This is a genomic window from Streptomyces sp. NPDC093600, from assembly GCF_044764755.1.
Lineage (GTDB): Bacteria > Actinomycetota > Actinomycetes > Streptomycetales > Streptomycetaceae > Streptomyces.
Genome location: NZ_JBIWIU010000004.1, coordinates 319,208 through 331,950 on the forward strand (window position 1 = coordinate 319,208; position 12,743 = coordinate 331,950).

The following is a 12,743-nucleotide window of genomic DNA, read 5'->3' on the forward strand; positions in this document are numbered from 1 at the left end:
CTCCGCCGCCTTTCCGTCGTGCTCGTCGTCATCGGGGGGAACGAAGTTCCCTTCGGAGGATCTTCCCACTTGTCGTCTTGGGCAGCTCCGCCAGGATCTCGACCTCGCGCGGATACTTGTACGCGGCGAGCCGCTGCTCGCAGTAGGCGGAGAGCTCGGCGGGCTCGGCGCTGGCCCCCGGGCGCAGGCTCACGTACGCCTTGACCGTCTCCCCGCGGTAGGCGTCGGGGATGCCGACGACGGCTGCCTCGCGGACCGCCGGGTGGGTGTAGAGGACGTCCTCCACCTCCCGTGGCCAGACCTTGAAGCCGGAGGCGTTGATCATGTCCTTCTTCCGGTCGACGACGTAGAGCCAGCCGTCCGGGTCCATGAAGCCGATGTCTCCGGTCCGCAGCTCCCCGTCGGGGAAGGTGGCGGCGGTGGCCTCGGGCAGGCCCCAGTAGCCGGGGACGACCTGGGGGCCGCGGACCGCTATCTCGCCCTGCGCGCCGAAGGGGACCTCGGCGCCGGTCTCGTCCAGGACGCGGACGACGGTGTCGGGTCCGGGGACGCCGACGGAGAGGGTTCCGGAGGCGGGGTCGACGGGCGCCTCCTTCTCCGGCGGTACGGAGGCGCAGGGCGCGGTGCACTCCGTGAGGCCGTAGCCGTTGCGGATGTACGGGCCGAAGCGGGCGCGGAACGTCTCCACCAGGGCGGGTGGCAGCGGGGCGCCGCCCGAGGAGAGGACCAGGAAGGAGGAGAAGTGGTCGCGGGTGGCCGCGGGGTGGGCGCCGAGCGCCATGAAGGCGGTGGAGGGGCCGACGGTGTAGGCGGGCCGGTGCTCCAGGAAGGCGTCCAGGACCACGCCGGCGTCGAAGCGGTAGGCGAGGACGAGGGTGCCTGCGTTGGCGAAGCAGGCGGCGAGCTCGCAGACGAGGCCGGTGATGTGGAAGAGCGGGGCGAGCGCGAAGTAGCCGGCGCCGGGCGGGACGGGGTGCCCGGTGCGCTGGCGTTCGGCGTTGTGGATCACACCCCGGTGGAGGTTGAGCGCGCCCTTGGGGGTGCCGCTGGTGCCGGAGGTGTAGCTGATCAGGGCCACGTCGTCGCCGTCGAGCTCGCGGTCGGCGGGGGCCGGGTGTCCGGCGCGGGCGACGGCGAGCAGGTCGTCGACGTCGGTGGTGACGCGGTCGAAGCCGAGGACCCGGGGGTCGTCGCGGGTCTGCAGGTCGCGTTCGCAGGCGGTGAGCGCGGTCCGTACGGGAGAGTCGGCGGCGGTCTCCCGCAGATGGTCCACCCAGGCGCGGTCGGAGCAGATCAGCGCGGTGGCCCCGGAGTCCCGCAGGGCGTGGCCGACTTCACCGGACTTGTACATCGGGTTGAGCGGGACGACGGTGGCGCCCGCCTTCCAGGCGCCGAGCAGGGCGAGGACGAAGTGCGGGCTGTTCTGAAGCATGATCGCGACGCGGTCGCCGCGCTCCACGTCGCGGGCGGCGAGGTGGCCGGCGACGGAGTCGGACAGGGCGTCGGTCTCGCGGTAGGTCAGCCGGGCGTCGAAATAGGCGAGGGCCGGGTGCTCGGGGGTGCGGGCGGCGGCGGCCCGGAAGGCGTGGAGGACGGTGGGCGGCGGGGAGAGGGGCGCCCGCTGGGCCTCGCTGAGCTGCGCCAGCCAGGGCATCGCCGCGTAGACCGACTCCTTCGTGGTCATCGGCGCCCGCCTTCCCACTTCCGCTGGATGTGGTTCATGTTGCCCAGCCAGCGTTCCGGGTCGGTGGCGCGGGCCCGGTAGTAGTCGGCGACCTCGGGGTGGGGCAGGACGAGGAAGCGGTCGGCCTCTATGGCGTCGAAGAGGGAGTCGGCGACGTCCTCGGGTTCGATCGCGGTGGGGGCGAGGACGAGTTCGCCGGCCGATCCGGCGGCGGTGAGCATGTCCGTACGCACGCCCTGGGGGCAGATGGCGTGGACCTTGACGCCACGGTGGCGGTAGGTGAGGGAGAGCCATTCGGCGAAGGCGTACGCGCCGTGCTTGGAGACGCTGTAGGGCGCGGCGCCGACCATGGTGAGCAGGCCGGCGGCGGAGACGGTGGAGACGAAGCGGCCGCTGCCGCGTTCCAGCCAGTCGGGCAGCAGGGCACGGGCCGCGCGGACGTGGGCCATGACGTTGACGTCCCAGGCGGCGGCCCAGACGGCCTCGTCGGCGAAGGCGTCGCCCGGTGAGGCGAGTCCGGCGTTGGCGCACCACACGTCGACGGTGCCGCCGAGCGCCTCGCGGGCCTCGTCGACGATCGCGGAGGCGTCGCCGGGCACGGCGGTGCCGCCGATCTCCTCGGCGACGGCCTTGATCCGGCCGGGGTCGAGGTCGTTGACGACGACCCGGGCCCCCTCGGCGGCGAAGCGGCGGGCCAGCGTGGCCCCGATTCCGCCCCCCGCGCCCGTGACGACCACTCCAGCGCCCTGCACCGTACTCATCGGGACCCGCCTCTCCGTTGCGACAGTATGAGCAGACTAACCAGTCGGTATGTTGCCTGGGAAGCCCTCTTCGCCGGGGGCACGCCGCGCACGCCTCGTTCCCGGCGGGCGGTCCAAGCGCTAGCGTGCGTGGCCATGTCAGGGAAGGCGATCAGGGAGGTTTCCGTATGAGCCCGTCGAACCTGTCGAGACGCGGTCTGCTCGCCGCCGGCGGCGTGCTGGGGCTGGGCGCCGCGGCCGTCGGGGCGCCCGCCGCCGTCGCGCACGACCGGCCCCACCGGGTCCGCACCGGTTTCGCGCGGCTGGCCGCCGACGGTTACGCCCCGCTCGCCGGGGAGCGGGTCGGCGTCGTCACCAACCCGACCGGGATCACCTCCGACGTCCGCCACATCGTCGACGTCATGCACGCCGACGACCGCGTCGACCTCGTCGCCGTCTTCGGCCCCGAGCACGGCTTCCGGGGCACCGCGCAGGCGGGCGGCTCCGAGGGCCGCCACGACGATCCGGCGACCGGACTGCCCGTCTACGACACGTATCTGAAGAGCGGTCAGCCGCTCGCGGACGTCTTCTCCGCCTCCGGTGTGGACACGGTCGTCTTCGACATCCAGGACGTGGGCGCGCGCTTCTACACCTACATCTGGACGCTGTACGACTGCATGGTGGCCGCCTCGCTGGCGGGGAAACGGTTCGTCGTCCTGGACCGGCCGAACCCGGTGACCGGGCGGGCGGCGCTCGGCCCCGTCCTCCACCGGGCGTTCGCGACCTTCGTGGGGCGGGAGCCGATCGCGCAGGCGCACGGGATGACGGTGGCGGAGCTGGCCCGGCTGTTCAACGGCGAGTTCCTCACGAAGCCGGTGGAGCTGGAGACGGTGCGGATGTCGGGCTGGCGGCGCGCGGAGTTCTTCGACGCGACCGGGCTGCCGTGGGTGCCGCCGAGCCCCAACATGCCGACGCCCGACACCGCGCTCGTCTACCCCGGCACCTGCCTCTTCGAAGGCACCAACCTCTCCGAGGGGCGGGGCACGACCCGGCCTTTCGAACTCCTCGGCGCCGAGGGCGTCGACCGGCGCTGGGCGGAGGCGGCGAACGCCCTGGAGCTGCCGGGCGTGCGGTTCCGTGAGGCGTACTTCGCCCCCACCTTCTCGAAGTTCCAGGGGAGGACGGTCGGCGGGGTCCAGGTCCAGGTGCACGACCGAGCGGCGTTCGACCCCGTACGCACCGGCATCGGGCTGCTGGTCAGCGCCAAGCGGTCGTGGAGCGGCTTCGCCTGGCGCCCCGACCACTGGATCGACAAGCTGACCGGCTCGACCCGCGTGCGCACCCTGATCGACACGGGCGCCGACACGGACGAGGTGGTGGGCGCGTGGGCCTCGGACCTGGCCGCCTTCCGCGCCGTGCGCGAGGAGTACCTGCTCTACCGCTGAACGGGTGGGCTCGACCCCCTGACGACCGGTGGAGTCTCGGCGGCGCGCCCGCGCCGGACGTCTGGCCGCACCCCCGCGCGGGCACAATGCCCGTGGAGCAGCGCACCTCGACGCGGAGGGACGGGGCAGGCCATGGCCGGGATGAGTGTGGAGCCGTACCGGGAGATCACCTTCGACAAGGACGGCGACGGCGCGGCCGGGCAGCGCGAGGCGCTCTCGGCCCTGGCCGCGCGGGGGGTCACGGATCTGGTGATGTTCGCCCACGGCTGGAACAACACCCCCTCCGTGGCCGACCGTCTCTTCGCGGCGTTCTTCGCCCCCTTCCCCCAGCTGCTGCGGCCCGATGCACAGGTCGGGTACGTGGGGGCGGTCTGGCCGTCGATCATGTTCTCGGACGAGCCGATCCCCGACTTCGAGGCGGTGGCGGCGGCGCATCCCGGCAAGGGGCCGGTGGTGGAGCGGCTCGCCGTCCTGCTGCGGGAACAGCCCGACGACGAGGCCGCGTTCACCGAATTCGGCGATCTGCTGCGCGAGTTGACCGACACCGGCTCGGCATCGGCGGGCTTCGCGGTAGGCCCGGGAGCGCCGGAGGTGCCCGACTTCCTCCTGGGCGATCCCGTCGCGGTCTGCGCCATGTTCGCCGACGCCTTGGACGAGGCGGCGGGTCCGGGCGCCGTGCCCACTCCGCGCGAGGCGTTCGGCGGCCGGTTCGGGCGCTACTGGAAGGGTGCGCGCGAGGCGCTGCGCCAGGCCACGTACTACACGATGAAGCGGCGGGCCGGCACCGTCGGCGAGCGGGGGCTCGGCCCCCTCCTCAGCGCTCTCGCCCGCTCCTCCCCCGGTCTGCGGATCCACCTCGTCGGACACAGCATGGGCGCCCGGCTCGTCGCGTACGCGCTGCGCGGGCTGCCCGTCGGTGCGCGGAACGTGAAGTCGGTGACGCTGCTCCAAGGGGCTTTCTCCCACTACGCGTTCGCGGCGAGCCTGCCGCACGATCCGGGCAGGGGCGGGGCGTTGCGCGATCTCCAGGGACGGGTCGACGGGCCCGTGATCGCCTGCCACTCCCGTCATGACACTCCGCTGCGGGTGTTCTATCCGCTGGCCTCCCGGCTGGCCCGGGACGCCCAGTCGCTCCTCGGCAGCGACAAGCGCTGGTGGGCGATCGGCCACGACGGCATCCAGGCCGTGCGCGGCACGGTCGCGCTGCCGCTGTCCGCCGCGCTGGACGGCGGAATGCCGGCGTCGGGGTGCGTCAGCGTGGACGCGGCCGAGGTGGTCGGCGAGCACAGCGACATCTGCCATCCGGAGCTGGCGCGGGTGGTGGCGCTGGGGGGTGGCTTGCCGCTGAGGCCGGCCTGACCGGCTAGGCGCCCGAGGGGCCGGATCGGACGGTGGTGCCGTCCGATCCGGCCTCGTGTGGGACGTCAGCGGTGGGCCGGGAACTCGACCACCTGCTGGTAGGTGGGGCGGTTCTGCCAGTTGACGCCCGGGTGGGTGATGCCGCCGAGTGCCCGGTGCCGGAGGGAGTCCGCGCACCACTGGTCGCCCGCGGCGCAGCTGTCGTCGCCGGGGTAGACCTGGGCCGGTGTCCTGGCGACCGCCTGCTTCAGCGTGGCGAGCAGGGTGCCACGGCAGGCGGCCGGGTCGCCGTCGCCGCAGTACGTCCGGGCCAGCGGGGACCGGACCGGCAGGCCGAGGACCTGGCGCAGGTCCTTGTCGGCGAAGCCCCACCAGCCGTACTGGAAGGCGGAGCCGCCGTGCGCGCCGGTCGGTCCGTGGCTCGCGCCCGGTGACTCGTCGATCGCCAGGCTCGCCGTCAGCGCGGTGTACAGCTCGTCGCCGAGCCCCGGCCGGAACTCGGCCTCGATCAGCAGCGGCCACCAGGCGTCCATGATCCGTACGGCGTCGGCGTGGCCGTAGGTCCGTGAGCCGGGCGCGGTCTCCTTGCGCGGCGCTCCGGCGGCGCGCCAGGAGTCGAGCTGCTGGAGGGCGGTGGCGAGCGCCGGGTCGGTGACGGGCGCGGTGCGGACCACCTTCAGCAGCTCGGGCAGCAGCTGCTCGCCGCGCAGGTCGGTGACCCCTGCCTCGGCCATGGCCCGGGTGAGGGAGGCACGCGTGACCCCGCCCTCTTCGACCAGGCGCCGGACGCGCTGGTCGAGCAGGTCGCCGCGGTGGACGGCGCCGAAGCCGAAGCCGGCGGTGTTGTAGCCCTTCGCCTGCCGGTTGTTCCAGGAGATGTAGTAGTCCTGGCCGATCGACTGGGGGTGCGCGGCGAAGGGGGTGTACGCGGCGGTGTTGGCCGTGGGGTCGAAGTCCCGCCATTCGTAGGCGGCTTCGGCCCGGACGGGGAGGGCCGGGTCGACGCCTTCGGCCCGGACGGGGTTCATTCCGCTGTTGAAGTAGGCGGCCTCCCGGGAGTCCGCGTAGAACCAGTTGAAGGCGTAGTCGATGTGGGACACGGCCTGCTGGAAGGAGCGGGCGTCCTTGACGTACGACGGGTCGTTGAGCATCTGGAAGCCGATGATGGAGTCGGCCTCGTGGCGGTAGGTGGTGCGCAGGGTCGTGTAGGCGACGGGCTTGCCGCCGACCGTGGCGCGGTGGGTGACGATGCCGTACTTGGTGCGCCAGACCCGCATCCGGTAGGAGCCGGCGGCGGTGGAGTCGGCGACGGTGGGCTGCCAGGCGTTGTGCTTCTCCAGCTTCTCCATGGGGGTGCAGACGCCGCGGTACAGGTAGTGGACGTCGTCCTGGCAGAGCTCGATCGCGTAGGTGTCGGTGATGTCCTGGGCGGCGGAGGTGGCGGACCAGGCGTAGTCCTGGCCCCGGCCCATCTGGACGTACATGCCGACACCGGCGAAGGAGGCACCGCGAGCGGAGATGCCCGGCCCCTGGAGCTCCTGGAGCATCAGCAGCTGCGGGGCGAAGTAGCCGGTCTGCGGGCCGAAGACGGCGACCGGGTTGCCGCTCGCGGTGTGGGCGCCGGAGACCAGCAGGGCGTTGGACATGCCCTTCTTCGGGTCGAGCGAACGCGGGTCGATGACCCCGTCGTCGTACATCCCCTGCGCGGGCCTGAGCCGCTCCGGTGCCTTCAGCGGGGACTTGGTGTCCGTGCCGGCCGAGCCGGTGCGGTCGAACACGAGCTGTTCGGGACGGACCGATCCGGGGTCGGGCAGGGCGGTGCCGCGCGGCCGTGCGGGCTTCTCGGCGTACGGGAAGGAGGTGCCGTCGTGCACGGTGAGGACGGCCTCGGCGTCGTCGCGCTGGCGGAACGACTCCCAGACCCGGGTGCCCTCCACCACGCCGTACTTCTTCTGCGCGGCGAGCAGGGAGAGCGCGGCCTGGACCTCGCCACCGCCTCCGCCGCCGAACTGGCCGCCGACGACGGAGGCGATGGAGATCAGGTCGGTGACCTTGAAGGGCTGGATCTCGCCGATGTTGGTGATCGCGTCGACCTTGCCGGTGAGGACGTACTCGCCGGGGAAGTAGCGCCCCTCCTTCGCCGCCTTCCGGTAGGCGTTGATGCCGTCGACGTACGCCTGCGCGTCGGCCATGGCGAGCTCGCCGCGCTCGCCCTCGGTGGCCTTGATGCGGGCGATCTGGGCTTCGTAGTCGGCCTCGGTGTACGGGGCCTGGGGCCAGAACTGCTGCTCCAGGCCCTGGTTGGCGAGGGCGCCGCCGGCGAAGGAGGTCAGTTCGCCGCGGCCGATGTGCCGGAAGAGGTCCATCATCCAGAGCCGGTCCTGGGCGGCGGCGAACCCGGCGCCGAACTCGGTTCCGTAGCGGGTGGTGCCCTTGATGTGCGGGACGCCGGTCTTCTTGTCCCGGGTGATGGTCACGTCCTCGCGGGGCCGGGTGACCGACTCGACCTGGTCGGCCGGGACGCCGAAGGAGGAGTCGTTGAAGAATTCGGTCAGCTTCGCGTCGGTGAGGGTGCCGTATCCGCCGACGAGCGCGTCGTAACGCCCGAGCTGGTCGGAGGAGTGGGCGGGACGGGTTCCCAGCACCCGGTGCGCGAGGACGTCGGCCAGGGTGGCGTTGCCGTTCTGCCCGGGCGGCAGGATGTCGGCGCACTGGCTGCCGCAGAGGTCGGGCACGGGGGTCTCGGCGGTGGCCGAGGCGTTGGGGAAGGGCGCCAGCAGGCCCGCGCCGAGCGCGAGTACGGCGGCGAGGGTGATTCTCAGTCGTCCGGTGCGTCGTCGCATGGTTGCTCCTCGGGGAGGCCGGTGCGCCGGAGGTTACTGGCGGTAGGACCGGTAGGTAAGGTGAGCAACCGTCACTTTTTCCGAATCCCCACAACGGTCGTTTCCGGTCTTCTGATGGGGCCATCGAATTTTGGATGGAACAGGACGGGGCACTCGTTCGTCCATCCCATAACGTCCTTGACGCCGAAGTACGAGCGACGGAGGTGCGGAGCGATGGCCGGTTTCCGGAGTCTTGCGAGACAGGTGCGTGACCCGGCGTGCGACACGGCGCTGCGCAGGTACTCCCTGCGCAAGTGCCTGGAGCGGTTCGCCCCTTACGGGCACCGCGCGACCTGGGACCACCTGTGCCGCAGGCACGGGTTCGGGCCCGAGGACCGCGAACTCGATCCTGGGCGGCTGGTGGCCGCGCTGGAGGAGCTGGAGGAGGCGCGGGCGGTGTGGCTCGCGTACGAGAGGGACTTCGCGGAGCGCCGACGGCGGGAGAAGCACGACGGGCTGCGCCGGCCCGGCGCGCTCGACGACTGGCACCGGCGGACCTGGGGCGGCAACGGAGTGGCGCGGTGCGACGATCCGGCCGTCCACCCGTCGGAGCCGCTGGCGGAGGTGCTGCGGCGGCTGATCGCGGCCCTGGAGTCGGACCCGGGCGAGCACTGCCCGGTGTGCGCGGGGCCGCGGATCGAGTGGCGTCCCGACCTGGCGGACGAACCGTGGTTCGGGCCGGTGTGCGGGGACTGCGGCGTGGTCGTGCCCCGGGCGGTCCTCACCTCGCGGGCGCTGGCACGGGCACGGGAGAGGTCCCTGCCCCGGCTGGTGTCGGCGGCCTGAGGCACGGGTGACGTGCTGATCCAGGTCTGTCTCAACGGGGGCCGCGGGCCCGGGGACTCGGCGGCCGTGCCGATGTCGTCGGCGGCCTTGGCCGAGGAGGCGGCGGCAGCCGTCGCCGCCGGGGCTGGGGACGTCCATGTCCATCCGAAGACGCCGTGCGGCGGGGACACGCTCTCGCCCCGGGTGCTGGCGGAGACGCTGACGGCGATCCGCGCGGTGGTCGACGTCCCGGTGGGGGTGACGACCGGTGCGTGGGCGGAGCCCGATCCGGTACGGAGGGTCGAGCGCGTCCGCTCCTGGACGGTGCTTCCCGACCACGCCTCGGTGAACTGGCACGAGCGGGGCGCGGAGGAGCTGGCGGCGGCGCTCCTGGAGCGGGGTGTGGGGGTGGAGGCGGGCCTCTGGTCGGGTACGGAAGGCCCGGCGAGGTTCCTGCGTTCGCCCCTCGCTCCCCGGGTCCTGCGGATCCTGGCCGAGGTCACGGACCTGGACCCGACGACGGCGGAGGCCACCGCCCACGCCCTGCTCGCCCAACTGGCCGCACTGGGGCCGGATTCAAGCCGACTTGCCGAGCGGGACTCCGCTCACGGCCGCCTCACCGCACCGGGCCACGCCCCTGCTCCCGTCCTCCTTCACGGAGAGGACGCCGGCGCCTGGCCGGTCCTGCGCCTGGCCCGCCGCCTCGGTCTCGCGACCCGCGTCGGCCTGGAGGACACGCTCTTCCTGCCGGACGGGCGCCCGGCGCGGTCCAACGCCGAGCTGGTCGCGGCCGCCGTGACGGCGACGGAACGCTCCCTGTAGCGTTCCCTATAGCAGAGGGAAAACGGCTCGCCCAGGGGAATTCGCACCGGCAGAGTGTCCGGCGATGAGAACGCCACCTGAAGGGCCGGAGAACTGACATGTCGACGCTGCGCGTCACCGCCGAACTGCTGACCGTCCACGCACACCCGAACGCCGACGCCCTCGAACTGGCCCAGGTGGGCCTCTATCGCGCGGTCGTCGCCAAGGGTGCGTACCGCAGTGGTGACGCCGCGCTCTACATCCCGGAGCAGGCCGTGCTTCCCGCCGCCCTCGTCGAGGAGCTGGGGCTGACGGGGCGGCTCGCCGGAAAGGCCTCGGACCGGGTCAAGGCGGTACGGCTGCGGGGCGAGTTGTCGCAGGGGCTGGTGTGCCGGCCCAAGGCGCTCGCGGACGTGGACCTCGTACGGGCGGCCGCGGAGGGGACCGACTTCGCGGAGGTGCTGGGGATCACCAAATGGGCGCCGCCGATCCCGCCGACGATGAGCGGGGACGTGGAGGCGGCGCCCGATCTCCTGCCCTGGGTCGACATCGAGAACCTCCAGCGGTATCCGGACATCTTCGAACCGGGCGAGCCGGTGGTCCTGACGGAGAAGCTGCACGGTTCGGCCTGCCTGATGACGTACTTCGCCGAGGACGGCCGGGTGCAGGTCTCCTCGAAGGGGTTCGGCGCGAAGGGCCTGGCGCTCACGGAGGATCCGCGCAATCTGTACTGGCGCGCGATCCTGGGCCATGACGTCCCGGCCGTCGCCGCGCGCCTGGCCGAGCGGCTCGGGGCGCGCCGGGTCGGCCTGTTCGGCGAGGTCTACGGCTCCGGTGTGCAGGACCTCGGCTACGGCGCGGACGCCCGCACCACCGACCTCTGTTACGCCGTCTTCGACGTCTCGGCCGAGATCGACGGCGAGGTGCGGTGGCTGGACGCGGCCGCCGTCCTGGAGCCGGGCGAACTGCCCCTCGTACCGCGGCTGTACACGGGTCCGTACGACCTCGCCGTGGTGCTCGACCTGGCGAGCGGCCGGGAGACCGTGTCGGGCCGGGGGCTGCATCTGCGCGAGGGCGTCGTGATCCGTCCGGTCACCGAGCGGTACAGCCCCGTCGTGGGCGGCCGCGCCATCGCCAAGGCGGTGAGCCCGGCGTATCTGACCCGCAAGGGCGGCACCGAGTACGAGTAAGAGCCGCCGCGCACCCAGGAACCGCAGGGGCCCGCCCACGGGGGTGGCGGGCTCCTGCTTCGTACCGGGCGCTCCCGCCCTTCGCCCCTACCGGGTCACTCCTTCGTGGCGCGGCGCTCCGGGAGCAGTCGCGAGCCGGCCATCCGCTCGCCGATCACATCGTCCGGGTTGGACAGCACACAGTTCTCCAGGGACAGGCACCCGCAGCCGATGCAGTCGGTCAGGTGGTCCCGCAGCATCCCGAGCCGCTTGATCCGCTCGTCGAGTTCCGTACGCCAGGCCGCCGAGAGCCGCGCCCAGTCCTCGTTGGTGGGCGTGCGCTCCTCGGGGAGCCGGGAGAGCGCGTCGCGGACGGTCGCCAGCGGGATACCGACGCGCTGGGCGGCCCGGATGAAGGCGACCCGGCGCAGGGTGTCACGACCGTAACGGCGCTGGTTCCCGCTGGTGCGGCGGCTGCTGATCAGCCCCTTGGACTCGTAGAAGTGCAGGGCGGACACGGCGGCTCCGCTACGCGCGGAGAGCTGCCCGACAGTGAGTTCGTGGATCTTCTCCGGAATCTGTGGCACCCCTCGAACCCTACTGCGCGCCTTTGCCGGCCCATTGACACAGCCCTCCACCCCCGCCAGACTAAGCAGTCGCTTAGACGAAGCGACATCGGGTGATCGGGTGAGACGCAGGGAGCGGGACATGGCAGAGCCGAGGATCTTCACCTCCGCCGAGGAGCTGCGCGCCGCCGTCGGCGAGCAGCTGGGCCGGAGCGACTGGCTGGAGATCGAGCAGAAGCGGATCGACCTGTTCGCCGAGGCGACCGGCGACCACCAGTGGATCCACGTGGACCCGGAGCGGGCCGCCGCCGGTCCGTTCGGGAGAACCATCGCGCACGGCTATCTGACGCTGTCGCTGCTGCCGGTGCTCGTTCCGCAGATCATGCGCGTCGAGGGCATGAAGATGGGGCTCAACTACGGTACGAACAAGGTCCGTTTCCCCGCACCCGTGCCCGTCGGCTCCCGCGTGCGCGCCGGCGCGGTGCTGACCGAGGTGACGGAGGCGGGCGGCGGTGTGCAGGTGACCGCGACGGTGACCGTGGAGCGCGAGGGCGGCGACAAGCCGGTGTGCGTCGCGGAGTCGGTGTCGCGCTACTACTTCTGAGCGCCGACCATCCGCAGGACGAGGTCGGCGTAGAGCGCGCCGACCTCGTCCGGCGTCCTGCGGCCCCGGACGTTGAACCAGCGTGAGACGTCGATGCAGAGCGAGAGCACCGCGACGGTCGTGCCCGCCACGTCCGGCACGTCGAACTCCCCGGCCTCCACGCCCTCTTCGATGATCCGGCGCACGGCCGCGTCGGACTCGCGGCGCAGCTCCACGATCTCGGCGCGGTGCTCGGGGCCCAGCGCGTCGAGCTCGTACTGGACGACCCGCGCGGTGGTGTGGCGCTCGGCGTGCCAGCGTACGAAGGAGCGCACCGCGTCGGCGAGCCGCTCACCGGCCGTGCCGTCGCCGTCGGCGGCGGCCCGGAGGATCTCCAGGGCCTTGTCGTGGCCGATGCGGCTGATCCGGTGGAGCAGCTCTTCCTTGGTCTTGTAGTGGATGTAGAGCGCGGCCGGGCTCATCCCGGCCCGGCCGGCGATGTCACGGGTCGTGGTGGCGTGGTACCCCCGCTCGGCGAAGGCCTCGACGGCCGCCACCAGCAGCCGCCTGGCCGCTTCGGGCGTGACCTCGCCCCATGGCCCGTCCTCGCCGCCGGGCGTCTCCTCCGCCGCGTCCGCCGCGCTCATCGTTCGCCCCTTCTCCAGCCGGTCAGGACGAACACCATACAACGAAGCTGAGCAAGCGCTTAGAGGCGTGGCGTCCGGAGCCGCGCGCTCGCAACCGGCTCC

The 12,743-nt window shown here is 72.6% G+C and carries 11 protein-coding genes; 6 read left to right on the forward strand and 5 right to left on the reverse strand.

Going from position 1 to position 12,743, the window contains the following annotated elements; translation table 11 throughout:
- Positions 1-28 precede the first annotated feature (28 nt).
- Together ACIRB4_RS14195 and ACIRB4_RS14200 are read right to left on the reverse strand one after the other, a co-directional pair.
- Positions 29-1,684 carry an AMP-binding protein gene (locus ACIRB4_RS14195; RefSeq protein WP_403291056.1) on the reverse strand — a complete coding sequence of 552 codons (1,656 nt, stop codon included), beginning with the start codon at positions 1,682-1,684 and terminating at the stop codon, positions 29-31.
- The gene (locus ACIRB4_RS14200) at positions 1,681-2,445 is read right to left on the reverse strand and encodes an SDR family oxidoreductase (RefSeq protein WP_403291058.1); all 765 of its coding nucleotides are present in this window, start codon (positions 2,443-2,445) and stop codon (positions 1,681-1,683) included. The genes ACIRB4_RS14195 and ACIRB4_RS14200 overlap by 4 nt, the downstream gene beginning before the upstream one ends.
- A 167-nt stretch (positions 2,446-2,612) precedes the next feature.
- Between ACIRB4_RS14200 and ACIRB4_RS14205 the strand changes: the two genes are divergently transcribed.
- The gene (locus ACIRB4_RS14205) at positions 2,613-3,869 is read left to right on the forward strand and encodes an exo-beta-N-acetylmuramidase NamZ domain-containing protein (protein WP_403291060.1); all 1,257 of its coding nucleotides are present in this window, start codon (positions 2,613-2,615) and stop codon (positions 3,867-3,869) included.
- Positions 3,870-4,001: 132 nt separating this feature from the next.
- Complete coding sequence (locus ACIRB4_RS14210) at positions 4,002-5,228, forward strand: alpha/beta hydrolase (protein ID WP_403291061.1); 1,227 nt, start codon at positions 4,002-4,004, stop codon at positions 5,226-5,228.
- A gap of 65 nt (positions 5,229-5,293) precedes the next feature.
- Here ACIRB4_RS14210 and ACIRB4_RS14215 read toward each other — a convergent pair whose 3' ends face one another.
- Complete coding sequence (locus ACIRB4_RS14215; protein ID WP_403291063.1) at positions 5,294-8,071, reverse strand: penicillin acylase family protein; 2,778 nt, start codon at positions 8,069-8,071, stop codon at positions 5,294-5,296.
- A 213-nt stretch (positions 8,072-8,284) separates the two neighbouring features.
- Here ACIRB4_RS14215 and ACIRB4_RS14220 point away from each other — a divergent pair, with 213 nt between their 5' ends.
- From ACIRB4_RS14220 to ACIRB4_RS14230, 3 genes are all read left to right on the forward strand, one after another.
- Positions 8,285-8,896: a hypothetical protein gene (locus ACIRB4_RS14220; protein ID WP_403291064.1), complete on the forward strand. Its 612-nt coding sequence runs from the start codon at positions 8,285-8,287 to the stop codon at positions 8,894-8,896.
- A 15-nt stretch (positions 8,897-8,911) separates the two neighbouring features.
- A complete protein-coding gene (locus tag ACIRB4_RS14225; protein ID WP_403291234.1) occupies positions 8,912-9,697 on the forward strand; it encodes a 3-keto-5-aminohexanoate cleavage protein in 786 nt (261 codons plus the stop codon).
- A 98-nt stretch (positions 9,698-9,795) separates the two neighbouring features.
- Positions 9,796-10,866, forward strand: a complete 1,071-nt coding sequence (locus tag ACIRB4_RS14230; RefSeq protein WP_403291066.1) for an RNA ligase (ATP) — start codon at positions 9,796-9,798, stop codon at positions 10,864-10,866.
- Positions 10,867-10,961: 95 nt separating this feature from the next.
- On the opposite strand, the gene soxR is transcribed toward ACIRB4_RS14230, so the two are convergent.
- A complete protein-coding gene (gene soxR / locus ACIRB4_RS14235) occupies positions 10,962-11,432 on the reverse strand; it encodes a redox-sensitive transcriptional activator SoxR (protein WP_403291068.1) in 471 nt (156 codons plus the stop codon).
- Positions 11,433-11,553: 121 nt separating this feature from the next.
- Between soxR and ACIRB4_RS14240 the strand changes: the two genes are divergently transcribed.
- Positions 11,554-12,015, forward strand: a complete 462-nt coding sequence (locus tag ACIRB4_RS14240; RefSeq protein WP_403291071.1) for a MaoC family dehydratase — start codon at positions 11,554-11,556, stop codon at positions 12,013-12,015.
- On the opposite strand, the gene ACIRB4_RS14245 is transcribed toward ACIRB4_RS14240, so the two are convergent.
- Positions 12,006-12,641, reverse strand: coding sequence for a TetR/AcrR family transcriptional regulator (locus ACIRB4_RS14245; RefSeq protein WP_403291072.1), 636 nt, complete (start codon positions 12,639-12,641; stop codon positions 12,006-12,008). The two genes, ACIRB4_RS14240 and ACIRB4_RS14245, sit on opposite strands and share 10 nt — an antisense overlap.
- Positions 12,642-12,743: the final 102 nt, after the last annotated feature.